This window comes from Rhodococcus sp. NPDC059968 (assembly GCF_042738615.1).
Lineage (GTDB): Bacteria > Actinomycetota > Actinomycetes > Mycobacteriales > Mycobacteriaceae > Rhodococcus_F.
Genome location: NZ_JBHWUE010000125.1, coordinates 1 through 25,423, shown reverse-complemented (window position 1 = coordinate 25,423; position 25,423 = coordinate 1). Strand labels below are relative to the sequence as shown.

Annotated in this window: 27 protein-coding genes and 5 pseudogenes; 20 read left to right on the top strand and 12 right to left on the bottom strand. The window is 68.1% G+C overall.

The annotated features are described in order from the left end of the window. Together ACFWAY_RS47190 and ACFWAY_RS47185 are read left to right on the top strand one after the other, a co-directional pair. The coding region (locus ACFWAY_RS47190; protein ID WP_378515485.1) for a transposase at positions 1 to 411 on the top strand (411 nt) is incomplete at its 5' end. A 198-nt stretch (positions 412 to 609) separates the two neighbouring features. Next, positions 610 to 921 (top strand): annotated as a pseudogene (locus ACFWAY_RS47185) (hypothetical protein); the annotation flags it as partial. A 53-nt stretch (positions 922 to 974) separates the two neighbouring features. Here ACFWAY_RS47185 and ACFWAY_RS47180 read toward each other — a convergent pair. Then, positions 975 to 1,571 carry a TetR/AcrR family transcriptional regulator C-terminal ligand-binding domain-containing protein gene (locus tag ACFWAY_RS47180; RefSeq protein WP_378515483.1) on the bottom strand — a complete coding sequence of 199 codons (597 nt, stop codon included), beginning with the start codon at positions 1,569 to 1,571 and terminating at the stop codon, positions 975 to 977. A 152-nt stretch (positions 1,572 to 1,723) separates the two neighbouring features. On the opposite strand from ACFWAY_RS47180, the gene ACFWAY_RS47175 reads away from it, so the two are divergent. Beyond that, a complete protein-coding gene (locus ACFWAY_RS47175; RefSeq protein WP_378515481.1) occupies positions 1,724 to 3,148 on the top strand; it encodes an ABC transporter permease in 1,425 nt (474 codons plus the stop codon). Positions 3,149 to 3,153: 5 nt separating this feature from the next. Further along, positions 3,154 to 3,648, top strand: a complete 495-nt coding sequence (locus ACFWAY_RS47170) for a GtrA family protein (RefSeq protein ID WP_378515480.1) — start codon at positions 3,154 to 3,156, stop codon at positions 3,646 to 3,648. Positions 3,649 to 3,794: 146 nt separating this feature from the next. Here ACFWAY_RS47170 and ACFWAY_RS47165 read toward each other — a convergent pair. Further along, positions 3,795 to 4,086, bottom strand: a pseudogene (locus ACFWAY_RS47165) (X-Pro dipeptidyl-peptidase); the annotation flags it as partial. Positions 4,087 to 4,722: 636 nt separating this feature from the next. On the opposite strand from ACFWAY_RS47165, the gene ACFWAY_RS47160 reads away from it, so the two are divergent. The 6 genes and pseudogenes from ACFWAY_RS47160 to ACFWAY_RS47135 all read left to right on the top strand — a co-directional run bounded on the left by ACFWAY_RS47160 (position 4,723) and on the right by ACFWAY_RS47135 (position 9,671). Further along, entirely contained in the window at positions 4,723 to 5,766 is a 1,044-nt protein-coding gene (locus tag ACFWAY_RS47160; RefSeq protein ID WP_378515489.1) for an ABC transporter permease, read from the top strand. Between the two features lie 28 nt (positions 5,767 to 5,794). After that, positions 5,795 to 6,598 carry an ABC transporter ATP-binding protein gene (locus ACFWAY_RS47155; RefSeq protein WP_378515487.1) on the top strand — a complete coding sequence of 268 codons (804 nt, stop codon included), beginning with the start codon at positions 5,795 to 5,797 and terminating at the stop codon, positions 6,596 to 6,598. Then, positions 6,591 to 7,452: pseudogene (locus tag ACFWAY_RS47150) on the top strand (ABC transporter ATP-binding protein). Before ACFWAY_RS47155 ends, ACFWAY_RS47150 begins: the two are co-directional and overlap by 8 nt. After that, positions 7,452 to 8,054 (top strand): TetR family transcriptional regulator, encoded by a 603-nt coding sequence (locus tag ACFWAY_RS47145; RefSeq protein ID WP_378515486.1) that lies wholly within the window; start codon positions 7,452 to 7,454, stop codon positions 8,052 to 8,054. Before ACFWAY_RS47150 ends, ACFWAY_RS47145 begins: the two are co-directional and overlap by 1 nt. 390 nt (positions 8,055 to 8,444) lie before the next feature. Then, the gene (locus ACFWAY_RS47140; RefSeq protein WP_378515479.1) at positions 8,445 to 8,666 is read left to right on the top strand and encodes a hypothetical protein; all 222 of its coding nucleotides are present in this window, start codon (positions 8,445 to 8,447) and stop codon (positions 8,664 to 8,666) included. 621 nt (positions 8,667 to 9,287) lie between these two features. Next, entirely contained in the window at positions 9,288 to 9,671 is a 384-nt protein-coding gene (locus ACFWAY_RS47135; RefSeq protein ID WP_378515478.1) for a hypothetical protein, read from the top strand. 225 nt (positions 9,672 to 9,896) lie between these two features. Here ACFWAY_RS47135 and ACFWAY_RS47130 read toward each other — a convergent pair whose 3' ends face one another. Continuing rightward, positions 9,897 to 10,184, bottom strand: coding sequence for a hypothetical protein (locus tag ACFWAY_RS47130; RefSeq protein WP_378515476.1), 288 nt, complete (start codon positions 10,182 to 10,184; stop codon positions 9,897 to 9,899). 6 nt (positions 10,185 to 10,190) lie between these two features. Between ACFWAY_RS47130 and ACFWAY_RS47125 the strand changes: the two genes are divergently transcribed. Both ACFWAY_RS47125 and ACFWAY_RS47120 read left to right on the top strand, forming a co-directional pair. Continuing rightward, positions 10,191 to 10,460: a hypothetical protein gene (locus tag ACFWAY_RS47125; protein WP_378515475.1), complete on the top strand. Its 270-nt coding sequence runs from the start codon at positions 10,191 to 10,193 to the stop codon at positions 10,458 to 10,460. Further along, a complete protein-coding gene (locus tag ACFWAY_RS47120) occupies positions 10,427 to 10,648 on the top strand; it encodes a hypothetical protein (protein WP_378515474.1) in 222 nt (73 codons plus the stop codon). Before ACFWAY_RS47125 ends, ACFWAY_RS47120 begins: the two co-directional genes overlap by 34 nt. Before the next feature lie 113 nt (positions 10,649 to 10,761). On the opposite strand, the gene ACFWAY_RS47115 is transcribed toward ACFWAY_RS47120, so the two are convergent. Continuing rightward, positions 10,762 to 11,256, bottom strand: coding sequence for a universal stress protein (locus ACFWAY_RS47115; protein ID WP_378515473.1), 495 nt, complete (start codon positions 11,254 to 11,256; stop codon positions 10,762 to 10,764). A gap of 723 nt (positions 11,257 to 11,979) precedes the next feature. Between ACFWAY_RS47115 and ACFWAY_RS47110 the strand changes: the two genes are divergently transcribed. Continuing rightward, complete coding sequence (locus ACFWAY_RS47110) at positions 11,980 to 12,375, top strand: pyridoxamine 5'-phosphate oxidase family protein (RefSeq protein WP_378515472.1); 396 nt, start codon at positions 11,980 to 11,982, stop codon at positions 12,373 to 12,375. Between the two features lie 388 nt (positions 12,376 to 12,763). On the opposite strand, the gene ACFWAY_RS47105 is transcribed toward ACFWAY_RS47110, so the two are convergent. The 4 genes from ACFWAY_RS47105 to ACFWAY_RS47090 all read right to left on the bottom strand — a co-directional run bounded on the left by ACFWAY_RS47105 (position 12,764) and on the right by ACFWAY_RS47090 (position 14,374). Continuing rightward, complete coding sequence (locus ACFWAY_RS47105) at positions 12,764 to 12,931, bottom strand: hypothetical protein (RefSeq protein ID WP_378515470.1); 168 nt, start codon at positions 12,929 to 12,931, stop codon at positions 12,764 to 12,766. An 81-nt stretch (positions 12,932 to 13,012) separates the two neighbouring features. Next, positions 13,013 to 13,258, bottom strand: a complete 246-nt coding sequence (locus ACFWAY_RS47100; RefSeq protein ID WP_378515468.1) for a DUF2630 family protein — start codon at positions 13,256 to 13,258, stop codon at positions 13,013 to 13,015. Positions 13,259 to 13,336: 78 nt separating this feature from the next. Then, positions 13,337 to 13,789: a hypothetical protein gene (locus ACFWAY_RS47095; protein WP_378515467.1), complete on the bottom strand. Its 453-nt coding sequence runs from the start codon at positions 13,787 to 13,789 to the stop codon at positions 13,337 to 13,339. A gap of 48 nt (positions 13,790 to 13,837) precedes the next feature. After that, entirely contained in the window at positions 13,838 to 14,374 is a 537-nt protein-coding gene (locus ACFWAY_RS47090) for a DUF2231 domain-containing protein (RefSeq protein ID WP_378515466.1), read from the bottom strand. Positions 14,375 to 14,499: 125 nt separating this feature from the next. Between ACFWAY_RS47090 and ACFWAY_RS47085 the strand changes: the two genes are divergently transcribed. The 4 genes from ACFWAY_RS47085 (at position 14,500) to ACFWAY_RS47070 (ending at position 16,418) form a co-directional block, all read left to right on the top strand. Then, the gene (locus ACFWAY_RS47085; protein ID WP_378515465.1) at positions 14,500 to 15,243 is read left to right on the top strand and encodes a helix-turn-helix transcriptional regulator; all 744 of its coding nucleotides are present in this window, start codon (positions 14,500 to 14,502) and stop codon (positions 15,241 to 15,243) included. Positions 15,244 to 15,504: 261 nt separating this feature from the next. Further along, positions 15,505 to 15,870 carry a hypothetical protein gene (locus ACFWAY_RS47080; RefSeq protein ID WP_378515464.1) on the top strand — a complete coding sequence of 122 codons (366 nt, stop codon included), beginning with the start codon at positions 15,505 to 15,507 and terminating at the stop codon, positions 15,868 to 15,870. A gap of 128 nt (positions 15,871 to 15,998) precedes the next feature. After that, positions 15,999 to 16,220 carry a hypothetical protein gene (locus ACFWAY_RS47075; RefSeq protein WP_378515463.1) on the top strand — a complete coding sequence of 74 codons (222 nt, stop codon included), beginning with the start codon at positions 15,999 to 16,001 and terminating at the stop codon, positions 16,218 to 16,220. A gap of 63 nt (positions 16,221 to 16,283) precedes the next feature. Beyond that, positions 16,284 to 16,418 (top strand): hypothetical protein, encoded by a 135-nt coding sequence (locus tag ACFWAY_RS47070; protein ID WP_378515461.1) that lies wholly within the window; start codon positions 16,284 to 16,286, stop codon positions 16,416 to 16,418. Positions 16,419 to 17,331: 913 nt separating this feature from the next. On the opposite strand, the gene ACFWAY_RS47065 is transcribed toward ACFWAY_RS47070, so the two are convergent. Continuing rightward, positions 17,332 to 18,630, bottom strand: coding sequence for a glutamate--cysteine ligase (locus ACFWAY_RS47065; protein WP_378515460.1), 1,299 nt, complete (start codon positions 18,628 to 18,630; stop codon positions 17,332 to 17,334). A 366-nt stretch (positions 18,631 to 18,996) separates the two neighbouring features. Between ACFWAY_RS47065 and ACFWAY_RS47060 the strand changes: the two genes are divergently transcribed. The 3 genes from ACFWAY_RS47060 (at position 18,997) to ACFWAY_RS47050 (ending at position 21,473) form a co-directional block, all read left to right on the top strand. Then, positions 18,997 to 19,437, top strand: coding sequence for a PaaI family thioesterase (locus tag ACFWAY_RS47060; protein WP_378515459.1), 441 nt, complete (start codon positions 18,997 to 18,999; stop codon positions 19,435 to 19,437). A 418-nt stretch (positions 19,438 to 19,855) separates the two neighbouring features. Further along, positions 19,856 to 21,301, top strand: coding sequence for a wax ester/triacylglycerol synthase family O-acyltransferase (locus ACFWAY_RS47055; protein ID WP_378515457.1), 1,446 nt, complete (start codon positions 19,856 to 19,858; stop codon positions 21,299 to 21,301). 34 nt (positions 21,302 to 21,335) lie between these two features. Continuing rightward, entirely contained in the window at positions 21,336 to 21,473 is a 138-nt protein-coding gene (locus ACFWAY_RS47050; RefSeq protein ID WP_378515456.1) for a hypothetical protein, read from the top strand. Between the two features lie 649 nt (positions 21,474 to 22,122). Here ACFWAY_RS47050 and ACFWAY_RS47045 read toward each other — a convergent pair. The 3 genes and pseudogenes from ACFWAY_RS47045 to ACFWAY_RS47035 form a co-directional block, all read right to left on the bottom strand. Further along, positions 22,123 to 23,813: pseudogene (locus ACFWAY_RS47045) on the bottom strand (cutinase family protein); the annotation flags it as partial. 348 nt (positions 23,814 to 24,161) lie between these two features. Further along, entirely contained in the window at positions 24,162 to 24,959 is a 798-nt protein-coding gene (locus ACFWAY_RS47040) for a hypothetical protein (protein ID WP_378515454.1), read from the bottom strand. Next, a pseudogene (locus tag ACFWAY_RS47035) lies at positions 24,959 to 25,423 on the bottom strand (hypothetical protein); the annotation flags it as partial. The gene ACFWAY_RS47040 and the pseudogene ACFWAY_RS47035, both read right to left, overlap by 1 nt.

The window sequence follows — 25,423 nt, the reverse complement described above, 5'->3', positions numbered from 1 at the left end:
GTGTGGCGGTTCCACGCCTTCTTCACCACCACCGACCCCGACGAGGTCGGTACCGTCGCCGCCGACAAGACCCACCGTCAGCACGCCGTCATCGAACAGGTGCACGCGGACCTGAAGAACTCCGCACTCGCCCATCTGCCGTCGAACTCGTTTTCGGCGAACGCCGCCTGGCTGGTCTGCGCGGTGATGGCCTTCAATCTCACCCGTGCCGCCGGCACCCTCACGGCTGACCCGAAGCTGACGAAAGCGACCACCGGAACCCTCCGGCGCACCATCGTCTCGGTCCCCGCGCGCATCGCCTCTTCGGCCCGACGGTTGACGCTGCACCTACCGACCGACTGGCCGTGGGAAACAGCGTGGAACACCCTGTTCGACAGAACATTCGGCCGCAATCACCCGATCATCGTCTAACACCCGCGACACCTGCCCGCCCTCGACGCGAAAGCCCCAGTGGAACAACCCGACACGCAGGTCGGACGATCACCCACGCCCGTAACCTCCTCGTTGCCGCACAACGAAACTCAGCACGAATACATCAGTCGATCGGTGGATCTAGGCTTACGCAGCACCGTTTCTGGAAGCTCTTCCTACATCAAGCTCCTTTCAACGTTCGTGACACACACGGATTCAGGCTTAGTCGACCGGATGCCGTATCTGGTGGACGGTCGGTTCCGTATCGGCAGACCGGGCGAGGTCATGACCTCGCAGGTGCTGTACCGCACCGACGTCGAGGTGTTGCACGAACGGGGCCGCGTCATCGTGATCGGGACCGGCGACGACCTCGACGCCCTCACCGGCGCAGGCGGACTGCGCCCCGGTGAGCGCGTGCGCCACCTCCTCGAGGAGGACGAGGTCAAACACAGACCGTCGTCGGTTCGGCGCCGGACGATCTCATCCATGAGCGTCGTGCCGACGGCATAGCGGGCCAACGGCAGTGGACGTGGTCCCGAAGTGCGTGGTGTTGGCGCCACTGCTCAGCTTGAGGCCGCGGAGACTGGGTTCGTGCTCAGCGCCACCAAAAGCGGTACGGCACATTGGTCGACCAGCTCGTTGATGTCGTGCTCGTCGAGCTTTCCTCGTAACAGGGTTTCGTGCCGCAGGAGATCCAGCGGTAGCGCGACAGCGCGAGGAGGGATGGGCACCGGGCCAAGTTCGCCGCGTTCGCGGGCCCGTTCCAGAATCGGCGTCACCATCTCGGTCGCCCGCGCGAAGAGGATCTCGCGCATCGTCTCGGCCGCGTACTCTTCGGCGTCGGCCAACAGGCCGAGTATGGTCTGCCGAGTCTGCTCGCGGAAAAAGGTGCGACCGGCACGCATGAGTTGATTCAAATCGCCGGCTAAGGATCCGGAGTCCGGCACGGTGAAAATCGGCTGGCCTGTGGTGGTGATAGCCGACAGCACCATCTCCGCCTTGGTCGGCCACCGGCGATACAACACTGCCTTGCTTGTCGCCGCAGCTGCGGCGACACCTTCGAACGTCAGTCCCGCGTAGCCGCGGGCGGCGAGTTCATCATGGACCGCCTCATGGATGGCCGCCTGCAGATCCTCGCCCCGTCGCCGCGTGTTACCCACCACACCTCCCATACGAAACGTTGCGTTTCCTATGAGGATACCTTAGCCTCTCGAGAAACGTAGCGTTTCTTAGGAAGGTGGTCGGCATGGCAATGCTCTCCTCGCCCGGGTCATCCTTGACACCTCGTCCGGGTCCTCGCACGATCATGTCCTTGATCCTCGGTATCGCGGTGCTGCTGGCGCTCATGGTCATGGCTTTTGCTCTCCCCGCCTCGAACTCGGCACCCCACCATGTCCCGGTCGGGGTGGTCGCTCCCTGGGTGCAAGCTCAACAACTGGCCCGCGGACTCGACGGTTTCGAGGTCAGCGAATACTCGGATGCGGCTGCCGCACGCGAGGCGATCGAGCATCGCGACATCTACGGAGCGGTGGTGGTCGACGGCAGGAACGTGACCTCGATAGTCGCGTCGGCCGCCAGCCCCACGGTGGCTGCCCTGATACCGCCCATCGGTGACCGCGTTGCCCAGTCCGTCGGTGGCACTGCCCATGTCGAGGACATCCGGGCCTTTCCTGCCGACGACCCGAAAGGCGCCGGGCTGGCAGCCGGCGCACTCCCACTTGCACTCGGCGGCTGGATCGGCGCCATGGCCATCATGTTGTTGGTAGCCACGCCTGGAGCCCGCCTCCTCGCCGCAGCCGGCGTAGCGATCGTCGGGGGCCTGGCACTGGTCGCGACCCTGCAATACGTCATCGGCACCTTCGATGGAAGCTACTGGATGACCAGCCTGGCCGCGATGCTCGGGATCGCCGCCACCTGTCTAGCGGTCCTCGGCCTGCGAGAGCTGCTCGGAGGCGCCGGCCTCGGTGTCGCCGCCGTGCTGCTCATCTTTTTGGGCAACCCTCTGTCCGGCCTGTCCAGCGCACGGGAAATGCTGCCGACCCCCTGGGGAAGCATCGGGCAACTCCTGCCCCCAGGTGCCACCGGCTCGCTACTGCGTGACGTCGCATTCTTCAACGGCCACGGCGAAGCAACCCCAGTGATCGTCCTGCTGTGCTGGCTGCTCGTCGGCCTCGCGCTGTACCTGACCGGGATCTGGCGGTCACGACGCGACAATGAGACCGACGACGACGTGGTCCACTTCGGTCACCGAAGCGTCCCGGATGCCGATGCAATCGCTCTCCCCAACCGCCCGCTGCGTCGCACCATCGACCTGCCGAGCGAACCGACGCAGGTACCGGACTACTCCGCCGTCTCCGACCTCGACCTCGCCCTCCTCGAGCAGGAGTTCACTGCCGGGCAGGACCCCGCGCCCATCGGCTCCGCCGAGTGGGGCCTTGGCCGGCACCAGGCGCCCGCCGACCAGCAGCAGCCCTTCGCGGGGCTCAGCGCCGACGCCCGCGACCGTCTCCTGACGATGCTTCTGCCCAAGCCCGAGGAGACCCTCGAGGCGATCGACGAGGCGGAGCGGATCCGCAACGAGGTCAACCGGCTTCGTGACGACCTCAACGCCAAACTCGTCGAGTTCGACGCCGTGTGGGATCGCCTGCGCGAGCTGGGACTGAGCGAGGACCAGGTGGCCGGCGTCCTCGGCGGCGGGCACGTTACCGGCAACGGAATCCGCATCCGCATCCGATGACTGAGATGACCGTTCAGTTCCACGACGCCGTCGTCCCGCCTGCGTACCTTCTACGCACAAGGGGTGGCGGCGTCCTCGCTCAGCTGACCCGCTTCACGCTGGTCGGCACGTCGAGCAACGTGCTGTACGCGCTCGCGTTCTTCACCCTCGACGTGTACGGCTCGTTCCTCGCCAACCTCGTCGGCGTCGTGACGAGCACGATTCTCGCCAACGAGTTGCATCGCCGCCTCACCTTCCAGGCCGCCGACCGGGTCCGCTGGTTCGTCGCCCAGTGGGAGGGCGGCACGCTCGCCCTGATCGGGCTCGGTGTCAGCTCGGCCGCCCTCGCCCTCCTGCACTGGGCCTTCCCCGCCGCCGGCGGCATCGTGCAGGTCGCACTCGTCATCGCCGTCAGCGCCGTGGCCGGGGGCATCCGGTTCCTCGCCCTGCGCGGCTGGGTGTTCGCCCCCTGCCCCCCGCGCCTGACTGATAACGGACGGGCTTTCCGGTGGCCGTCATGATCGTAGCGGCGATGTCGCCGAAGGCGAGTTCCTCCGGACCGGTGAGATCGGAGCCGGACCGACTCCGCGCGGCACACCCCGTGACCGGAGACGTGCCGCAGCAAACGATCACGACTTCCTTCGGCAGGAGCAGGAAACCGCTGTCGCTACTTCTTCTCCCCCGCCTTGCGTGTCGTGAACGGCAGCACGAGGCGGGACTGGTGGGCGGCGTCCCGGTAGATCTTGGGGGCGACCGGGCGGCCCACCGGAAGACGGAAGGCATCCGGTGGCAGCAGCGCGTTGTGCGCGTCGGCCAGCGGTTCGTTGTTTCGTGAGCTCCACCGTCAGACGGTGACCCGGCTGGAACGTCGCGGCAAACGGAAAGAAGCGCAGCACATACTCCTCGATCTTCCCGGGCCCGACCGGCACAGCGCGGGTATGCGGGCCGTGCAGGGTGCCCGGTTTGCCCGATTTCGGCCTAGTTTGAATCATGTTGGTACTCATTATCGTTCGAGAACTGATTGCTGATAAGCATCGATTGTTTGCCGTCTTGGCCGTGGGTGCGCGTCGGCCCGACGTCAGCGTCGCACCTCGGCATAGAACCGGCCCAAGCGGGCGACGTCCGCGGAGATCCACGCAATGGGTTGATCCCATCGAGCTCGCCTGTCACTGGGCCGCGCCCTCGGTGTTCTTCCGTGAAGGAGTTCGCTGGGGTGCAAGCGAGAGAAGTGGCCGAGCTGTGGTTCATCATCATCGTCCTCCCGGATCGGTCTTCTCGTGGGGAACCGAGACGGCCCCCTTCCTGAGGCCGTCGGTGGTCCGATCGCCGCTTCTCGCGTGCAAGGTCGAGGCTGTCCGCCCTGCGGTGATGAACCGGCAGGCTGCGCGTTGGGAGGTCATCCGCCTCTGATCTGGGGCCATCTGGTTGCGCGGGCGGCAGGGCCGCGGTCGAGGTGTCCTCCGCCGACGTCCGTCACGATTCGGTGGCGTCCGCGGCGAGGGTTGACGCTGCCCCGGAGCGGGACCTACCGTTAATTCATCTTTCGATGAATTACTGCAGCCCGGCTGCCCGTCCTGGGAGTGCCCATGCGCGCGATGATCGTCAAGGAATTTCGTGAACTACGGCGCGATCGCCGCACCCTCGGCATGCTCGTCGCGTTGCCGGTGTTGTTGCTGATCGTCTTCGGGTTCGCCGCGAACTTCACCATCTCCACGCTCGAGGTGACGATCGTCGGCCCGAACGCCCAGGTGGTGTCCGACCAGCTTGCGGCCGACCCGCAGGCGGCGCGGGTTCTGCACCTCGACACCGTCGATCCCGCGGGCACCGACGCGACCGCACGCGCCGCGCTGCGCGACGACGTCGCCGACCTGGCGATCGTCACCGGAACCGGGAAGCCGATGGTGTACATCGACGGATCGAACCTCTTCGCCGCCCAATCCGCCAAGATCGCCGTCGCACGGATGGGCCCCACCGTCGACTCGGAGGTGCTCTACAACCCGGACCTGAAGACGTCCTGGGTGATGGTGCCCGCGATCATCGGACTGATCCTGACCTTCACCGGCACCATCATCACCAGCATCGGCCTGGTCAAGGAGCGGGAGGCCGGAACGCTGGAACAGCTTGCGGTGATGCCATTTTCGCCGGCAGAGGTGATCATCGGGAAGATCGCACCATACTTCCTGCTGGCCGCCGCCGACATGGTGGCGGTGACCCTGCTCGGGATGTGGATCTTCGCGGTGCCGTTCAACGGCAACGTGCTGATCTTCGCTCTGGGGGCGGCGATCTTCCTGTTCGCGGTGCTCGGGCTGGGGGTGTTCATCTCGACGATCTCCAAGACCACCGGCCAGGCGATCCAGGCTGCGATGATGGTGCTGCTGCCGCAGGTCCTGCTGTCCGGCATGATCTTTCCACTCAACGCGATGGCTCCCGGTGTCCGCTGGATCGGGTACCTGCTGCCGCTGACGTACTTCACCAAGATCTCGCAGGGCGTGATGTTGCGCGGGGCCGGCATGAACACCCTGTGGGTGCCCATCGTGGTGTTGACCGCGATGGCGGTGGTGATTTTCGGGGCGGCGGTCTTCCGACTGAAGCGGTCCATCGCACCGGCGGGCAGGGCGGTGGTGCGCAGTGCCGGGTGAGAGTGTCTGGGGCGCCGCCGCGGTGACGGTGCACCTGGGGGGCCGGCCGGTGCTGGACGCGGTGACCGTCGACATTCCCCGCGGGCAGGTCACCGCGGTCGTCGGCGGGGACGGGGCGGGCAAGACCAGCCTGCTCGGGGCGTTGGCGGGTCGGGTGCCGATCACCGGCGGCACCGTCACGATGCCCGCCCGGGAGGACATCGGGTTCCAGCCGAGCACCTCGGGGGTGTGGCGAGACCTGACGGTGGACGAGAACATCGACTTCGTCGGCGGCGCCTACGGATTGAGTCCGGAGCTGCTGGCCGAGCGGAGAGAGCACCTGCTCGGCCCGGCCGGCCTGGGCGGTGTCGGCGACCGGCTCGGCGGGCACCTGTCCGGCGGCATGCGCCACAAACTCGGCTTCTGTCTGGCGATGCTGCACCGCCCCCAGGTGCTGCTGCTCGACGAACCGAGCACCGGTGTGGATCCGGTCAGCCGGGTGCAGTTGTGGCGGATGGTGGCGGAGGCGGCCGCGGCGGGCACCGCGGTGCTGCTGTCGACGACCTACCTGGACGAGGCCGAGCGGGCGCACCGGGTGCTGGTCCTCGAGGACGGTGCGGTCCTCGGGTTCGGAACCCCGGACGAGGTGATCGCCAGCGTCCCGGGCACGATCGGCACCGAACCGCTGCGTCCACCGGGCCCGCGATCGGGCCGGGCATGGCGGCGGGGCAACATATTCCGGGTATGGAATCCGTCCGGGCACCCGGATCCGGACCAGCAGACCGATCTCGAGGATGCGGTGATCGCGCTGATGCTGGCCCGGAACGAGCAGCGGGGGGCCGGGCATGGCTGACCAGGCGGCGATCGACGTGCGCGGGGCATGGCGGAGCTTCGGGGCGTTCACCGCGGTCCGGGAGATGTCGCTGCACGTGCACCCGGGGGAGATCGTCGGCCTGATCGGCGCGAACGGGGCCGGCAAGACCACGCTGATCCGGATGATCCTCGGGCTCGAGCCGGTGGACCGGGGGGCGATCGACGTCTTCGGTGCGCCGCCGTCGCGACGCACCCGCCGCCGACTCGGCTACATGCCGCAGGGCCTGGGCCTCTACCAGGAACTGTCGGTCCGGCAGAACGCCGGGTTCGTGGCCGAGGCGTTCGGAATAACCGCGCCCGCCCTGCCGGACGCGCTCGAGACGGTTGCTGCACGTCCGGTCGGGGAGATCGGGTTGGGCCTGCAACGCCGACTCGCGTTTTTCTGCGCGCTGTCTCACCGGCCGCTGGTCCTGGACGAGCCCACCTCCGGCGTGGACCCACTGGCCCGCACCCGGCTGTGGGACACCATCCACGACCAGGCCGACACCGGTTGCGGGGTGCTGGTGACGCCTCCAGGAGGCCCAGCAATGCACCCGGCTGGCGATCATGTCCCACGGCGGGCTGGTCGCGCATGGAACGCTCGACGACATCGTCGGTGGGCAGCGGGCGATCGCCGTCCGGGCGACCGAGTGGGCCCGTGCGTTCGACGCGCTGGTGGCGGCGAGGTTGCCGGTGACCCTCGCCGGCCGGGTGGTGCGGGTAGTGGGAGTCGGGGTCGCCGAGGTGCGCGGCGCACTGGATTCGGCGGGCATGCAGGCGGAGGTGACGGAGGTGCCCGCCACCCTGGAGGAGACCATGGTGCTGATCGACCGCGACGCGAAGATCGAGTCGTGATGGCGACCGGGCGGCACAGCGGGCGGCGGCCGGGAAAACAGGACACCCGGGACCAGATCCTCCGCGCCGCCAGGGCGGCGTTCGCCCAGTCCGGATACGACGCGGCGACCGTTCGCGCGGTCGCCGCATCCGCCGGGGTGGACGCGGCGTTGGTGCACCATTACTTCGGCACCAAGGAGAAACTGTTCCTGGCCGCGATGGACGCCCCGATCGACCCGCGGCGATACGTGGACACCATCCTCGATGGACCCGGTGACCGGCTCGCCGAGCGGCTGCTGCGCACGGCGCTCGACCTCTGGGATTCCCCGGCGGGATCGGCGGCAGTGGCTCTGCTGCGTAGTTCGATCGCACATGACCGCAGCGCCAGGCTGCTGCGGGAGTTCCTTCTCAAACGGGCGCTGCAGCCGATCGCCGAGTCCGTGGAAACCGACCCGGAGCTGGCCCGGTGGCGCGCGAACCTGGTGGCCACCCAGCTGATGGGGCTGGCGTCGATGCGGTACCTTCTCGCCCTCGAACCGCTGGCCTCGGCCCCACACGAGCGGATCATCGAGCTGATCGCCCCCAACCTGCAGCGGTATCTCACCGGCGAACTACCCCGCTAGACCAGACAACCCGGGCAGGAGCCCGTCACCTCGCCGGTATGACGGACATCCTCGGGCAGGCGTCCGTCAGGACATGCGGGCACGACCCACCTCGGCGCGATGCCATTCCCTATCACGCCGACCCAGCCACCGTCCGGCTGCACCTCGACGACCAGCACTACCTCCCGGAAGACCCGCCACGACCGGATCGCCGCCGCAATCACCGGTCGGTTCGGCTGACACCCTCGACGAGATCGCCGACATCACCCTCGCCGCCGACGAGGTATGCACCCAGCTGGTCACCTCGGCCCGGCCCGGCTCCGACCTACACTGCACCGTCACCACCACCGAACACGGATTACGGATCACGGATCACGGATCACGATCGCCGCCCGCGTGGACCACCCCGGCGTGCCGAGGCGGCAGGGCATCGGGTGGCACGTCCTCGAAACCCTGACCGACTCGCTGTCGGTATCGGAGACCCCCGCCGACACCGACCCGACCGGGTGGGACGTGGCCGTCGACTTCGTCAAACACCGCGCAATCGAGATCGGGCTCGCCGAAGACCTCGGCCAACCGGCCCTGACGTGCCCAAGCGCATCCCGGTCAGCACGCCCTGGTTCGTCTGTATGAGGTCATGTGTCGCGCACTGACACACCGCACACGACCCGGACGCAACCGACGTGCCGACACGCCCTCCGCGCCAGTGCCGGAACGACCCGAACACGGTCAATCCCAAAGCCGGGCAGAGCCCCAGCGGCGCACCGGCGCAGGAGCAGCTTGGACCGCGAGAATGCGTCGCGGCAGGACGCCGAGCCGATCGCCGCGCCGGATTCGGCGACGGCGGGGAAAACCCCGCCGGGGTCCGTAGGGAGGATCCCGGCGGGGTTTCGGCACCGACTCCCATCGGGGCGGGCGAGGCCGGGGCAGGGGAAGGCACCGGTCGACCCTAGGCGAACCTTCCGGCCACGGGCGAGCGGCACGGTTAGAACCCGCCAACGCGGTGACGAGTCGGCTCCCGGCCGTGGCCCACCAGGTTTTGCAGGGTCGAGGCATGTATCCGGTGCCGAACCGACCACCCGATAACGGATTCCCCGCCGACGACCGGGGACCCGAGCTCACCGAGCGGCAACGCCGCGCCGTCGCGGTCACCGCCACCCAGATCGCCGACGAGGTGCGGGTCGATACCGCCCTGTTGGCCGGGCGGGAGATCGACAATGCGAGCACCGGGTCGGTGCTGGCCGAACTGCCGCCGTGCACCTGGACGCGGCAGCCGGCGGCGGCGGCGCCTGGCGCAGGCATTCGACGACCTCGCCGCCGTCGTCGCCGACGGCACCGATCCGGAACCGACCTGCACCGGGGGAACAGCTGGCGCTGCACATCGTCGCCGTCACCGCAGGCGGCCGGCACCTCGACGGCGACCTCGACGGCGACCTCGACGATCTCCTGCACGAGGTCCCGGCCCATCCGGACGACATCGACTGGATCAGTCCACTGGACTTCCTGTTCGAGGACTACGACGTCCTGACCCTGTTCGACCCCGAACCAGTCGACGGGGTCAACCTCGACGCCGTCGACTGGTTCGTTCCGTTCGAGGACCACCGCGCCCGCAATCCCCACCGCAGATACCGGTGCTGACATACCCCTCCCGTTGAGCAAACCATCGAGAGGGTATCGGGGTATCGACATCGCCCGCACCCCCCGGATACCAGAGTTTTCGGCCCGGTTTCTGTGTCAGCGGTGCCCCCGGTCGGCGCTCCGGTGCCCTGATCAGAGGCTGTGCACGCGCTGCGGACGGCACCGGCGGCAACCGGCCGGACTCTCGCGCACGGAGCTGGCCGTCTCACCGCGATGGGCGCGGCCCTACTTCCGTCGTTCCGTACTCCTCGTTCCCTCGACCTCGAGCTCGTCACCGTCGCGGAAGACCAACTGCCCTTCATCGAGGAGAACCGCCCAGCGGCGCGGCAGAGCCCAATCACGCCCGTACGACCGGGACACCGAGTCGATCACCTCGCCGTGATCTTCGACGATCACCCCGCTCTTCTGCGGCCTCTGATCCGCGGCGAGCGCCGGATCGGGCGAATGGTGTGTCGTCACCCGAGCGCCCACCGACCACGAGGGCCGTACCGCGGTCTTCTTCTGGGGCTCCATCGGCCCATGGTTGCGCATCCCGCCGTCGACTGCCACACGGTCCACCGTTCGACGGTGATTGGTTACGGCGAGTTAACCGTCCCCCGAGAACCCGCCGCGGCGTCCTCCCGACGCGTCGCCCGCGCGGCGACGCCGGAACCACCACCCATGCTCGCCGAGATCGCCGACCGCAGCAACCAGCCACTGACCCAACAGAAGCCAGGACCCGATGAGACCCGCACCATCCATGCCACCGATCTGCAGTGGCACTCACTCGCCCTCTGGACTCTCGAGTAGGAAGGCTCGACAACCCCGAACCGACCCTGAGCGGGTCGAGCACCGAACTCGCCGCCGCGGCCACCGGGATCGACCGCCGAATTAGCTCGAACCCCACCCAGAACACCGCCACCGCCCCCGAGGACGTCGATCTGCCCCAGATCGAACACCCCCTCCGCGGCGCCGTACACCGCCTCGCCCGCGGCTGACCCCCTCCTGCTCACAGCGGGGTCCGATGTCGATCTCTCGATCGCGGGTGAATCACAGACACGCGGCTTCCGGAGTTCGGTGCGGGTATCCGGAACTCACTGTGGCATCTCACTCAGCGCCCGGCCACCGGTGGCGCGGTGCCGATGTGTTCGGGGACCAGGACAACGGGACGGCGGCCGTGGTGGATCAGGTGCGAGGACACCGACTCCCCCAACGCCCGCTCGAGGACGGACACCAGCCCTCCCCGTGCGCTGCCGATGATGATCATCAGGGCGTCATTCGCGTCGGCGATCGTCGCCAACAGGTGCGCCGGGTTGCCCTCGTGGGAGTAGTAGCTCCAGTTCCCGGGCAGCGCAGCGAGCATGGTGCACGCCTCCGTGCGTTCCCGCTCGACCGTCTCGACGATGCGCCGTTCCCAATCGTCCCGGTCCGGTTCGACCGGGAAATCGTCGAGGTCGACGACGTGGGCGACATGCAGATACGCGTGGAGCGGGACCGCGAGGCCCATGGCGAAGGACAGCGCCTGATGGCTGGCGGGATACCGGTCGAACCCCACCACCAGATGGCACGCCGGCTCGGTCGCGGCCGCGGGTCCGTCCACGCGCACCGGTTTCCGCTAGTCCCGCACGCCTCCCCGGTCGGGGGGCTTCTTCTTGACCATCTGCTCTCCTCACCACCGGCGGCCATCGGAGGCCGGCCCCTGCCGGCGCCGATGGTCTCACTGCTGCGGCGCCCAGCGCGCTCGCCGCACCGGCTTGGGGGTACCGCCGGTGTTCGATCGGCGCACGGTCTCGACTCCCATGGTGCTGAAGGTGGTGTACCCACCACAGCACCCGACACCCACGATCAGCCGGATCACCGCGGAACGCCGTGCACACACACCGGCCCGATCCCGAAACCCACCAAGGCGCCACCCGGTGAGAAGCGGCCCTCGCCCATGGGAACCATGAGCCCCGCCGGTGACCGATCAACGCGTCGACGAACCGGGGGGCACCCCCGGCGCTGCCCACACGCGCAATCCATCGAACACCGGCGAGGCGACTCGGCCCGCCGCGCTCCACCCCGGAACAGCGGCATTACCGGCAATGCCTAGCATTTCGATGCCATCGAGGAGACGCCAGGCGTCGGCAGCGATACCGGCCGTGGTGGCGACCAGGCAGGCAAGCACCGACGGCGCACACGCTCCCGCGGTCCAACAACGGTGTCCGTCAAAATGGGTGTGTTCCCGCGGGTTCGGGACTGGCCCAGCGGGTGACATTATCCTCTGTTTCACCACCCGGGGTGAATTGAGTGTTGAAGTGATCGGGCACGTCGAGCGGAGGAGACCGCCATGACCACAACAGCACCGGATTCGGCGCTCTCCGCGGCCGAGTGCCTTCGCCTGCTGCGGCCGGTTCCGGTGGGGCTGATGGTCCCTCACCGAGAACGCGGTGCCGGTGCTGCGTCCGGTGACCTTCGCCGCCGTCGGGGCGAAGTCGTCGTCCCCACCGACGACGAGTCGTTCGCACGTTTCGACGGGGAGTTTCTCGCCTTCGAAGCGGGGGACATCGATCCGATCACCCGAATCGGATGGAGTGGGACTGCCCTCGGCCACGCCACATACCTGTCCTTCGCGGACGCCGTGGCCAGATTTCATGACCGGAACGCGGTCCCGTGGTCGATCCATCCCGGCGACTGGACCCTCATCATCGACATGGATACGTGTCTGGCCGCCACCTCACGCTGATACGCCGCGACGGTGACAACCGATGAAGGACGTTCGAATGGCACGGGTCGTCGGGATACCGAACCCCGGCTGGCCGAGGACCGAAACGACCCGGCCACACCGGAAGCGACCGACCACCGCGGAAGACCGGCCGGTCCCGCCGCGACGAAAGGTGGTTGTCGGCACCAATCCCACTGTCTTACAGCGCAATTCGTCCTCACTGGACCCGATAGATACCGATACGCCGCCGGGGTGCGCTGTGTCACCGGCACACACCTCCCGCCCGCTGTGCGCTAACGCTTCTCGCCTCGTCGCGGTCGGCCGGCCCGGCTGTGGCCTCAACGGACCTGACCGCGATCGTGCCCGGGCACGATCGCGGCGCGCAGGAAGAACCTCCGAGGTGGTGACGCTATTTCGGTTCCGAGAGTCGGACGCCGGGAGCGGGATGCGCACGCCACCGGGACGAATGGCCCAGACGATCCGCGGACCTGTTGTCGAGGCGGCCGTCGCCGCCGAGCCGGCCCGGCGTCGACGATCCGGGCGGCACGACCAGCGCGATGTTGGTGTTCTCAGACAACCTGGTCGGCATCGCCAACGCACGGTCGGCTCGGACATCGACGCGTTCTGTCGGCATGCCCGGCGGAACCGACCGAGGTTCTCACTGCAGATAGTCCTCGACATCCCGGACGGGACGGGCCTTTACCCTGCCGGGATCCTGACCGGCGGACCGGCGGGCGTGCCGTTGGCGTAGCAGATCCCAACACTGATCGAGTGCGGCCTCGAGACGCCGGATCTTGTCTTGCTCCTCGCCCGGAGACAGCTCCCCGGCTTGTACGCGGGAGCGCAACTCATGCTCTTGCGCGACGAGAGACCCGATGCGCTCGAGTAGTTCCTGTCGGTCCATCACATCTCCTTCGCTGCGTTCCCTCTCCGAGGCCCTCTGTGGAACCCGATCCGCCCGCCCCCGCCGCAGCCGGGAATCTCAGCTGCCGCCGACACCGAGTGCGGTCAACAGCACCAGCACGACGGTGACGACGGCGAACAAACCGTGCCCGGCCACCACGACAACCGGGAAATGCTTCTCGGCAGGCACCTGCTCGGTACCAGCACCAGCAGTGGTGGCGGGTGCGGTGGCCGGGACGGCCGTACGGGCCCGGTAGCTGGGGATCCAGCGCCCCAGCATGATGAATCCGAGCGCCGCGACGGGCAGCAGCACAATGAACGCCACCCAGGCCAAAGAATCGGTGTCGGTGAGCAGGTAGATGATCCACAGCACCAGCCCGACGACCGCCAACGCGAAGTGCCCGAAGATCAACACCGGCGGAAAATGACTGGCGCTCGGCCTGCGGGGGCCGCCCTTCGCGATCCAGACGCTCAGCAAGTAGAAGCCGCCCACCGCGGTGAGCAACCAGGTGATCAGTGCCGCGATACCCATGATCGGTCTCCTCAAATGTGGAACACCCAAGTCGAGCGCTGTGCTCGCTCAGCTTTCGTATGCGGTGCTGCCCGCGGCGGTGAAACCCTCGGCCTGGGTGGTTTCCTCCGCGACACGCACCCCGTAGCGGTAGGCGAGTTTGCCGCCGAGATACCCGGAAACCCCGAGCAGGCACAGGCTCACCACCGACAGCGTGAGCGGGCCGCCGGCGACGGCCCCAATCTGGCCGTAGCCGGCGCGGCGCCACACGAAGTTCACGGCGTACGCGGCGGTCACGACGATGTTCAGGCTCATGTGGATCAGCCCGATGCGAAACGCCCGGGTGCCCGTGGGGATGGCGAACAGATCCAGCAGTCCGACCATCGCGGCGAGAACGGCGCCGATCACCCCGATCGCGATCAACCACACCGAGCCCGCGGTCAACACGGTCGGGTCCTCGACCAGGTGGGAGGCGATGTCGAACACCAGACTCGACACCCACGCGCCGATCGGCACCGTCACCATGATCGGGTGGAACGGATGCCCGTAGGGGCCGGCCAGCGCGGCATTGACGGGTTGTTTGGCTTGGTGCAGTTGCTCGGACATCGCCGACCTCCTACCGCACGTATTTCACCAATAAATCCTGGTCTTATTCCCGACCGACGTCAAGACCTCTCCGCGTTCGAACCGCACCATCACTTCCCCCAGGTCATCGGCGTTACCGTGGAGGGGTGAGTGCGCGGATCGAGAACACCGACGCGAATGCGGCGCCCGCGATCACGGCGGTCGCCGCGTTGGCCGATGATCTTCGTCGCCGCATGTACGGCTTCATCCGGGACGCGCGCCGACCGGTGAGCCGGGACGAGGCCGCCGCCGCGGTCGGCATTTCCCGCCGGCTGGCGGCCTTTCATCTGGACAAGCTCGTCGACGCTGGACTTCTGCGGGCCCGCTACGAGGCCATCGGCGGTATCCGCAAGGTCGGTCGGACACCCAAGGTGTACGAGCCCACCGACGAGGACATCCGTGTCAGCATCCCTGCCCGTCACCCCGAGCTGCTCGCCGACATTCTCCTCGACACCGTCCTGACCGACAATGAAGACGGCCACGCCAGAGAGCGGGCGATGCAGGTGGCCGCCCGACGCGGCACCGAACTCGGCACCGCCGCGCACGACCGAAGCCGACCGGAAAGACTCGACGCCGAGCGCACGTTGACCGTGGCCGAGCAGACGCTCGCGGCCAGGGGGTTCGAACCGGTACGCGCGACTCCCACCTGTCTCAGGCTGCGGAACTGCCCCTTCCACCCACTGGCACGCAAGGCCCCCGAACTGGTCTGCGGCCTCAACCACGCCTTCCTGACCGGCTTCCTCACCGGCCTCGACACCCCCCAGGTGCAGGCAGTCCTGGCACCACGGCCCGGGCACTGCTGCGTCGAGCTCCGCGCGCACACCCCGACCCCCACCGGCGACGAGATGTAAAAAAAAACAGGCGTCGAGCACTACTGCGGTAGGACCTACCGGTGCATAACGGAGCAGCGAGAAGACTATGCAGGCCAGTGGCAATGCACCGGCTTTGCCCTGCAGAAACACACCAGACGGGAATGATGTTCGAATCCTGTCACGAATGAGGTCAACGGGTCGGTCAGAGCGAGCGACCATTTCCCAGCGTCTCTAACAGCTGCCCGTTGATCGATCGGTGATTCCCTTCCGGATCGAAACGCCCGAGGGAGAATCCATGTCATGAGCTCGCACGACGACGATCAGGCGATCCGCGACGACGCGGCGCATGTTTCCCCGCCACCGGACAGCGTCACCGAGCGCGTCGCTCCAGCACTCCGTGTCGCTCTTGTCCGGGCCGAAACCCGACTGTCAGACCGATGCGCCTCCAAGGCCGCGACCGTCGAACGACAGGATGCAGCGATCAAGGCGGTGAACCTCGCACAGGGAAACCTGAGCAACTTCCTCGCGGCCGACACCGCGCATCCCGACAGTCCCACCTCGCAGATCGACTACTACCGGTTCGCGTACGCACTGATCGACCGGATCGCCGAGGCCCGTAAGGCCGGAGTCGACATCCGGTTCGGCGAGATCGAGATCCGGCGCTGAACCTCCCACGTGAACATCCCATCTCTGCGACGCAGTCGACGGCGAAACACCTGACAGCCAGCACACCCGGCCCACCACAATGAGCAGCGAAATGCCTTGAGGTACGCGGCAAGGGAGGACGACGCCCGATGACGAACTCCACCGTTCACGAGCAGTTGCTGCACGACGTGCAGGATCGCACCACCGAGATGCGCCGGTGGTTGGACACCGACAACAACAGCGAAACGCTGATGGCCCACCTCCACGACGAGCCGGTCGACGTGGCGTGGCTGCGCACCTATCAGCGCCTCAACCGCGATCTGATGTCGGCGGTCGGAAACGCACAGGAGCAGTTGCCGCGACGTCGATGAACGCCGACCCGCACGGTGCGCTCGAACGGGTACGGGACGCGTGTGCGGTCCTGTCGAACCTTCATGCACACCGAACACACCGGGGTTCCCGCAGTAATTTGGTACGACACCTACCGGCAGCCCACCGGACTGATGGATGCCGTGCTCGGGGCGCGAACGGCAGGGATACCCGAGCACGTCATCTACGACAGCACGTGAAACATCAGCACCCGACCTGCGATAACCCAGTTAGGGTGGGGTCGTTTCCCTTCGAGAGGTGATCACCATGGGTTCCGCTGGTATCGACCTCAATCTGGCCTTCGCCGCGTTTCCGCACTGGCTACACGTCATGTTCGGCCTGAACGTCCGCGTCTGACAGAAGGCTCACATCACCGGCCCCGCAACGGCTGCCTACATCGGCACCGGGGTCGGCCCGAAACTTCCCCACCGCCGTCCCCCACAAACCCAATCCGTCCGGCCAACACTCAACAGGGGCGTTGCGGGCAGACACCGGAGGCGCAGGAGTGCCGGTAGTCCATCTCGTTCTTCAGCGCCCACGAGAAACAATTCCTCACCTGAATTTAGCTGAGGTGGAACGACTTACGCGGTCCGGCATGATACACAGCGTCACATGCAAGTGCGGGCGCTGCCGTCGGATTGGCGTACCGGCAGGAGGGATCGCAGTTCGAAAAACTCTGCGGTATCGATGCCTGTGTCGTCGACGCCCATGGCAGGAGACTGTGACGCTTTTCCTGCTGGCCGCCAACTGCTCGGGCGACGTCTCCGGCAGCTCGAGGGGATCGGTGGCTCTGGGCATGGGGACGCGGGAACGGAAGCACGCGTCCGCGCCCCCGCCGCGGAGATCTCGCCGGTGGCGATGATGTCGCCGACGGCAAAGCAGGGACCGGTGCATCGCGTCGGTCGGGCAGCGACGAGCTGTTCGTGCCCCCACCAGTTCGACGGCGCGGGCCTCGCCCTCGGGGAACGGGCGCGGGGTGTTCACCGCGGCTTGGGCCCAGCGGACGCCGCGGACAGCCCACACCAGCCCGCTCCGCCAGAGGAAAACACTCCCGCGGCCTACGGGAACGCGCCGAAACCGAGGTGACGCCTGTACGGGCCGTCGGAGGGCGAACTACTCTCGCGCGCGTGACGCGGTCGCCGCAGAGACGGGGCGTTCCCCGGTCGGCGCAGGCGGTTCGGGGGCATCGGCCGGGGGTACGGCCGCCCAGTGGGCGTCGTCGGGCGGGCAGATTTCGGCGGTGCGGTCGGCGACCGTGCGGACGATGTCGGTGAGCGTGCCGGCGCGCAGAGCGCGACGCTGATGGACGGCGCCGTTGCCGTGGTCCAGGACCCGCGCCACCGCCGCCCGGGTACACGCGTAGTCGCCGGTGTCCTCGAGGGCGGTGCGGACGTGCGCGAGAAGGAGGGCGAGCAGCCGGGCTGGCGGCACCAGGTTTTGGGAGGTCGGGTCGATTCCGTGCCCGGTCAGACCGTCATGGGCGGCGCGCCAGCACGCCGCCCGCAGGAGGTCGTCGCCGACGGGCCGGGCGAGATGCCCTCGCCGGAGTTCCGACAGTGCGGTGGTGACCAAGGCCCGGACCAGGACCGTGAGCAGCACGGTCTCGTGCACGGTGGCGGGGACGTCGCTGATGCGAATCTCGATGGTGGGCAGATGCGCGGACAGCCGCACGTCCCAGTAGACCATCGCCGGATCGAGGATGCTGCCGCAGTCGAGCATCGTCGCGACCGCGGCGTCGTAGTGTCGGGCCGACCGGAAATACGGTGGTGGTCCCGCGCTCGGCCACCGCGCCCACAGGATGTGCCGCCAGCTGGCATATCCGGTGTCCACGTTGGCGGTGATCGGCGAGTTCGCCGTCAGCGCCAACAGCGAGGGCAACCAGGGCCGCAGGTGATTGCGGACCTGCACCGCCGTGTCCCGGTCGGGAACGCAGACATGGACGTGGCAACCGCAGATCACCTGCTCGGCCAGTGCGCCGAACCCGTCGGCCATCCGCCGGTACCGCGGTGTGTCGGTGATCGCCCGCGGCAACGGCCCGAGCACGGGAACCTCGGTGGCGAGCAACCGGGTCCCGGACCGGGCGGCCGCGGCGGCAGCGAGGGATCGGGCCCTGCGCAGCTCCCGAACCAGATCGGATATCCGCGCGCAGACCGGGGTGGCCGTTTCGATCTGGCACCGGGAGAGTTCGAGCTGCAGGTCGATGCCGTGCGCGGTGCCGGCCGCCGCCACCGCGGTGTTGGTCAGGAGCGGGACGCCGGTGTGGGAGTCGACCAGGATGAACTCCTCCTCGACCCCGATCGTGGGAGGGGCCCCGGACGCGGCGCATGGGGCCGAACCCGCGGGACTCGACGGAAGAACGGCTGCCCTCGACGTCGACGGCCCGGCACCCGGGCTCCGCGGCGTTGCCTCCATAGAATCAGCGTTGCACGCCGGTGCGGGTGTGACCAGGGCACGGGAGCTCGCCCTCCGGGCGGCCGTCGACGTGCCGACCGCGATCACCATCGGCGGCGACCGGTCTGCGACCGACCCGCACGGATGCGGAGGGTGTGTCGGCACACCGGCTGCGTCCGGGTCCGGCGTGGTGTGGCGTGTCCGGGAGCTGCGCAGCTGCGCACGAGCCCGCACAGGGTGGACGACACCTGTGGCGTCCCTCCCGCTCACCGGCGCCGACCCAGCCCTGCACCGTAGGGTTCGACAGGGGCCCTTGCTGTACGGATCCTCGGGCGCCAGTTCGCCGCCGAAGTCCTTGCCCACAGTGCGTAGAAGGAGGACACCGCGATGACGAGGTCCGGTTCGTTCTGGGATGGGGTGGAGGGCCGCACCCCGATGCCGCCGGCGGCGCGGACGCTGGGGTTCGAGTTGATCGATGCTCACCCGGCCGCGGGGACCATCACGGTGCAGTTTCAGGGCACCGCCGCGTTCACCAATCCGTTCGGGCACGTCCTGGGCGGCTTCCTGGCGGCGATGCTGTACGACACTGTCGGTCCGGCACTATTGGCGACCCTGCCGGCGGGGTGGTTCATCGAGACTCTGGATCTGCACTGCTACTTCGCCGCCCCGGCCCGGCCCGGGCGCTTTGTCGGTCGGGGGCGAGTGGTCTCGCGTGACGGCGATCTCGCCACACTCGACGGCACGTTGATGGACCACACCGGCACCGTGGTGGCCACCGCCACCGCCACCGCCAGGGTTGTCCACCTCGACGACGGACCCGAACGGTAGCCGCCCACGCCTCAACACACTCCGAACAAGCCTCGACCCTCCGGAAGGCCCTCATGGTGGACGACCCCAGAGAACCGCGCCCACCACACAAATCCCGGGATTCCAGCAGCGTTGCGCACGTCGAGGACACCAACCGCAGGGCTCGAGGTAACGATCGAGTTTTCGGGTGTCTGGACGTTTCTGTGTCATTCGGTTCAGTCGCCGGTGTCCGCCGCACATGGTGGACGTGTGACCAGTAGCGCAACCGGCGCTATTGCTGTAGAACGTAAACAGGTACATCGGTTTGTGATGTAAAACACACCCAATCGTGACATTACCACCGCTTTACCTACATACCTGCACCGCAGTTCCGGGGGCAGGGTCCGGTCCGCCCACCGGGGCGGTCCGATTCCGAGGACGAGAAGGGGACTCTTCGCGGATGTTGTTGCCGATGGCGCCGACCGATTCACTGTTCCTACTGGGCGAGTCCCGGGAGCATCCGATGCACGTGGGCGGGCTGGCATTGTTCACCCCACCGGACGGGACGTCCGCCGCGGACCTGCGCGAGATGTTCGAAACCGCCCTGACCGGCGACCGGGTGACCCCGTTGTTCCGCAAGCGGGCCCGCCGGTCGCTGACCTCGCTCGGGCAGTGGGGCTGGGACACCCTCGCCGATCACCAGGTAGACCTCGGGCACCACGTCCGGCGGGACGCGTTGCCCCGGCCGGGCGGCACGGACGAGCTGATGGCCCTGGTATCGAGGCTGCACGGCACCCTCCTCGACCGCAGCCGCCCCCTGTGGGAGATGCATCTGATCGAGGGCCTCGCCGACGGCCGCTACGCGGTCTACACCAAGATCCACCACGCTCTCGCCGACGGCGCCTCCGCGATGAACCTGTTGGCCGGATCCCTGAGCGCGGACCCGCACCGGCGGCACATGCCCGCCCCCTGGCAACCGCAAACCCACCTGACAGCGGTTCCCACACCACACGAACCGGTGCAGCCGATGGATTCCGCGTCGGGTGGGGGCCTGTCGGCCGCCCTCGACCTTCCCGGGCTGGCGCTGCGCGCCGGTCGCACCGTCGCCGGCGAGGTCGCCGGGCTGCTGCCCGCGGCGATCAACACCCTCGACCGGGCCGCCCGCGGCACCGGCGGAGCGGTTTCGCTCACCGCCCCGCACACCGTGCTCAACGGGTCGATCGGCGGCGCCCGGCAGGTCGCCGCCCGCACCTTCCCACTGGAACGAATCCGGTTGCTGGCCAAGCACGCCGACGCCACCGTCAACGACATTGTGCTGGCCATGTCCGCCGGGACCCTGCGTGGGTACCTGCACGCCCGCAACGCATTACCAGCCGACCCACTGATCGCGATGGTCCCCGTCTCGCTGCGCCCCACCGACACCGAATCTGGCGGCTCCGCCGCCGGCGGCAACCGGGTGGGGGTGCTGATGTGCAACCTCGCCACCCACCTCCCCGACCCCGGACACCGCCTCGAGACCGTGCGCGACTGCATGCGCGAAGGCAAGGCCGCGCTGCGCGAGATGAGCCCGGCACAGGTGCTCGCGATGAGCGCCCTCGGCGCCGCCCCGCTCGGGATGGAGCTGCTGCTCGGCCGGCGCGGCCCCTTGCGTCCTCCGTTCAACGTGGTGATCTCCAACGTCGCCGGCCCACGAACCCCCCTGTACTGGAACGGGGCCCGACTCGACGCCCTGTACCCGCTGTCGATCCCCACCACCGGTCAGGCCCTCAACATCACCTGCACCAGCAACGACGACCAGATCGCCTTCGGCCTCACCGGATGCCGAAGCACCCTGCCCGACCTGAACCCGATGCTCGATCACCTCGACACCGAACTCGACACCCTCGAACGCGCCGTCGGCCTGTAACACCACAGACCCGAACCCAGGAGACCCGAACCACATGAACACTCCCACCCCAGCGGCACCGAACCCGACACCCACCACACGACGCACCGGGCCGATCAGTACCGCCGAGATCAAGACCCGCATCGAGGCAATGTTCCCCGACGACCGACACCGGCCCCGGCCAACCCGTTGAACACACCGTTCGCCCCCACACCGAAACGGCACCCGAGAGGACCTGGAACATGAATACCAACGTGCACTGCTGCTGGGATTGCTCGCCGGAAGCCTCGGCGGCACCGCAGCTTTGCAGACCTTTCTCGGACGAACCGGCAGTAAGCGCCGCACACGGGGTGCACCCTTCCACCCGAACGGCTAACCACCGCGGCGATCACCTGCCCGTGCACGGTGCGGGCGCGTCGACACACCAGCGGATCGACTGTAGCTGCGAGCCGAAGTACCGGACGGAAAATCCTGCCACACAGTTCTATACGATTCCCGCGCGACACTGGCCGCCCTTCTCACTTCCCCCGACATGGCCCAGCGCCCCGCCCGCGGACGACGAGCCGGGCCGCTCGGGTGTCCCCGCCCTCATGCACGCAGCCGACATCTGGCCTCATTCGACATTCGCAGTGTTGACGCGGCCGAGGACGTCTCCTCGCTCGGCGGTGAACCGACGTTGTGCAGTGCCCGCGAAGAACCGATGTCAGTGAGCGTGCCGACCTCAGTCCAGTCTGCCGCGGTCCGCCGGAGACGGTGAATCGACTCGTTTGCGGAAGCAATCGCGGCGATATGCGTTCGTACGACTCGTGACGAATCCTATTCCGCAGCTTGACATCAGAACTGTTCACCGCCACCGAGGCCAGGTCGAGGCCGACGGGCAGCAGGCCGGCCATCGCCGCCCCGGCACCGAGGGGGTCGGGTGCCTGTCCGGGGGGTGGCAGCAGTTTCTCCACCGCGGTCCAGGCGATGTCCTGGATCCGCCCGATGAGGGTGGCCAGCCGGATGACGTCGACGCCTCCCAGGATCGACGCCACGAGCGCGGCGATCTGGGTGTACCCGGTGGGGTCCGGGATGACCGAGAGCACCTGGGAAACCCAGCGCAGATCCACGGCCGCGGCCATCTTCACCAACGGCGCGAACTGGTTGTTCAGCTCCCCCGCGACCTGGTGCGCACCGTGGGCATCGAGCGCGGCAACCTTCTGCGGCAACACCGTGAGGTTGTTCAGAATGCCGGGCACGTCGAGAGCCGTCACCCCGGTCGCGACATTGAGCACCTGATCGACGACCGTGGCCGGTTTCAGCACCGACAGCACGGTCGACGCCGCCCCGACAGCGCATCGGCGGGAACCGATGTCAGCGGGGCGAGGTGACCGCCGAGGGTGGTGGCCGCGGCCGACAGCTGCGCCACGTCCCCCGATGCGGCGGCCACGGTCGTACTCCCCGAATCGGCCAGCTTCCCCGCGGTGTCGGCGATCGTCGTCACCGCGTTCAGCGCGGCGGACAGATCGGATGCCCCGGCCTGGGACAGCACCTCGGCGGCGCTGTATTCGGGGCTACCCGCCGGGGCGGCGGCGAGCTGCCGGGTAGCGGCGTGAGCGGCCCCGGAGTCGATCAGGTCGGCGATCGGGGCGAGCGTGGTGGCGATGGACGAGGCCGTCGCCGCGACGCCGCCGAGATTGACGTTCGGCTCGGCGAGTTGCTGCCCGAGGGCGGCGACAGCGCGGCCCAGCGCGGGCAGGTCGGCGCCGGAGAAGTCCGAGGTCAGCGCCGTCGCCAGCCGAGTGTCGCCGTCACCATTGCTGGTGTCGCCATTGTTGCTGGTGTCGCCGTTCGTGCTGGGGGTCTTGCTCAGGATCGACCCGAGCGAGCCCAGGAGTGGGTTGTCGCCCTTGCGGATCGAGCAGTACAGGTCGCCGGGGTCGCAGATCGAGGCGACCCGGCCGGAGAGTGTGCCCATGCCCTTCGGGCGTGGGTCGGCGATACCTTCGCCGGAGGTGCGAGGCCCGACAATTGCCGCCCCCTGAGTGCCGGCGCCGGGGTCGGCGAGCAGGCCGACGGCCAGAATACGGTCGGCCGGCACGGGCCCGTGGTCGTTGCCGATCTGAGAGGCGAGATCGCCTGCGGCGTCGGCGCCCTGGGAGTAGCCGGTGATCGTGAACTTCGTGTTCGTGCACCTGCCCGCGACGTCGGTGAGCACCGCCGTGGCCTTGGTGAGGGCGTCGAGTTTGCTGTCGGCGTAGGTGTGGCCGTTGTCGAACGCGCGCGCCATATACGGGAGGGTGTAGACCTTCGCCCGGTCCCCGTGGGCGGCGGTGATGGCGTCGGCGACCGGTGTGAGGATCCCGACAGGATGGGTGGGGTCGGCGGTCTCATCGGTTTCCCAGGTTCCGGGGATCAGCAGATTGAACGTCGCCGCGCAGCCGGTGGGGTCGGCGTGCGCGATCGCGGGGGCGGTCACCGCGCCACCGCCGGCGACGGTCGCACACGCGACGAGAGCGACCACGCTGCGGGCTCTCGAATATCTTGCGGGCATGGGCACCTCATCTGTCGCCGGCGAGCTCGGACACTCCCCGCGTCGGTGCGAGTCCCGTGTCGGGAACCGCCCCGGTTGGGGTGAGGTGCATACGGTGCCCGAATCCGGCTGCCGAATTCAACGGGGTATGGGGATAACCGCCCTCGCCGCCCTCATTCGAGGGTCGCCTACACCTACTACCCGGCCACCGCCGCACACTCCCGTAGCGTTGCGAGAACCGCTAGCTCCGATAGCAAAGCTGCCGCGATAGCAGTGCTTACCGACATAGCAGTGCGTTCTGCGACAGCGGTGCTTCGTGATCTGGCTGCGGAAAGCGTCACGTCCCCCGTGATTCGGTCCAGCCGGTGGTCAGATCCAGTCGATGTGGACGGAGTCGATGTGGTCGAAGTGGAATCCGAACTGGTCGCTGTACTTGTCGAAGCCCTTGTTCTCGGGGTAGTCGAGGGTGGCGTGCCGCTCGAGCAGTGCCACGACCCGGGCGTGATCGTCGTTGGCCAACGCGGCGGCGAGTTCGCGGGACTCCTCACTGCTGAACGGGGTGTCCGAGTTCGCGAAGTCCAGGGTGCGGACCCGGTAGTCGTAGCCCTCGTCGGCGCCGTTGCGGACCATGACACCGCCCCTGACCCGGATCACCGCTGTTTTCGGGGTTCCGTCCGGGCGCAACACGCCGGCGCGTTTCATGATGTCCTGCGCCTTGACGTTCTTGAGTTTCTTGCTGGCGTCGGCACGCAACTCGTTCGTGTCCCCGGACCGGTATCGGGAGACCGCGGAGCGAGACCGGCCGATCTTCGCGGCGACGGCATCGATGCCACCGAGTCGTTCGATCGCGGCGCGGCGTTGGGCACGCTCGAGGACATCCGGGTGCGGGATGCGGCCTTGCTGCGCCCACCGGCGCAGTGTGCGGTCCGATGGGGGTGTGCGGCCGGCATCGATCGCCGCCTGCCGCAGTCCCTCGTTCCCGAGTTCCGTGCGCAGTTGTGTGACGGAGACCTTGCTGGTCAGCCCGGCCAGTCCCCCGGACTTGACTTGCTTGGATTTTTCGACCCCGCTGGTCGCGGCGTTGGCGACGGAGACCTTGAGGCCGTCGAGACCGACCGCCTGCTGCGCCGGCTTGGTGGTGCGGGGTTTGGGAAGATGCAGTGCCATCAGACCTCTCCCTCAGAGAACTCGTCGTCGGCGAACGCCGCCTTGATCGCCAGGTTCACGTCGTGCACATCCTGCGCCGACGCCATGGCGGACAGGAGTGTGTCGGTGAGGACCACGTCCTTCTCCACCGACATCTTGCCCAGCGCCTCGCTCGCGTCGGCAATGTCCTCACCGCCGGCGAGGAGGTACACCCAGGAGTCGGTGACGGTCCGGACCGGCCAACGATTGTGCTCGCGGGCGATCCGCATCGCCACCCGGCGGCCGCGCCACCGGCAGTGCGCGATGATCGACGCACGCCAGAGCGGTTGGTGGTGATGTTGCATCCGTGTCGCGGTCCACATGTCCGGGTTGACCATCCGCCCGATGTAGCCCTTGTAGCAGGTGCCGAGGAACCGCTTCGTCGCTGCGTCGTCGGTGTCCACCGCGGCCTTGCGGGCCTCGCGCAGGATTTTGGCCCACTTGTC

Coding starts and splice junctions, on each gene's coding strand:
- ACFWAY_RS47040 (WP_378515454.1), bottom strand. CDS start 24,959: ATGGCACTGCATCTTCCCAAACCCCGCACCACCAAGCCGGCGCAGCAG.
- ACFWAY_RS47080 (WP_378515464.1), top strand. CDS start 15,505: ATGAGCTCGCACGACGACGATCAGGCGATCCGCGACGACGCGGCGCAT.
- ACFWAY_RS47170 (WP_378515480.1), top strand. CDS start 3,154: ATGACCGTTCAGTTCCACGACGCCGTCGTCCCGCCTGCGTACCTTCTA.
- ACFWAY_RS47075 (WP_378515463.1), top strand. CDS start 15,999: ATGACGAACTCCACCGTTCACGAGCAGTTGCTGCACGACGTGCAGGAT.
- ACFWAY_RS47060 (WP_378515459.1), top strand. CDS start 18,997: ATGACGAGGTCCGGTTCGTTCTGGGATGGGGTGGAGGGCCGCACCCCG.
- ACFWAY_RS47065 (WP_378515460.1), bottom strand. CDS start 18,630: ATGGAGGCAACGCCGCGGAGCCCGGGTGCCGGGCCGTCGACGTCGAGG.
- ACFWAY_RS47100 (WP_378515468.1), bottom strand. CDS start 13,258: ATGGACCGACAGGAACTACTCGAGCGCATCGGGTCTCTCGTCGCGCAA.
- ACFWAY_RS47055 (WP_378515457.1), top strand. CDS start 19,856: ATGTTGTTGCCGATGGCGCCGACCGATTCACTGTTCCTACTGGGCGAG.
- ACFWAY_RS47110 (WP_378515472.1), top strand. CDS start 11,980: ATGACCACAACAGCACCGGATTCGGCGCTCTCCGCGGCCGAGTGCCTT.
- ACFWAY_RS47050 (WP_378515456.1), top strand. CDS start 21,336: ATGAACACTCCCACCCCAGCGGCACCGAACCCGACACCCACCACACGA.
- ACFWAY_RS47070 (WP_378515461.1), top strand. CDS start 16,284: ATGCACACCGAACACACCGGGGTTCCCGCAGTAATTTGGTACGACACC.
- ACFWAY_RS47125 (WP_378515475.1), top strand. CDS start 10,191: ATGGTTGCGCATCCCGCCGTCGACTGCCACACGGTCCACCGTTCGACG.
- ACFWAY_RS47095 (WP_378515467.1), bottom strand. CDS start 13,789: ATGGGTATCGCGGCACTGATCACCTGGTTGCTCACCGCGGTGGGCGGC.
- ACFWAY_RS47130 (WP_378515476.1), bottom strand. CDS start 10,184: ATGGAGCCCCAGAAGAAGACCGCGGTACGGCCCTCGTGGTCGGTGGGC.
- ACFWAY_RS47160 (WP_378515489.1), top strand. CDS start 4,723: ATGATCGTCAAGGAATTTCGTGAACTACGGCGCGATCGCCGCACCCTC.
- ACFWAY_RS47090 (WP_378515466.1), bottom strand. CDS start 14,374: ATGTCCGAGCAACTGCACCAAGCCAAACAACCCGTCAATGCCGCGCTG.
- ACFWAY_RS47145 (WP_378515486.1), top strand. CDS start 7,452: ATGGCGACCGGGCGGCACAGCGGGCGGCGGCCGGGAAAACAGGACACC.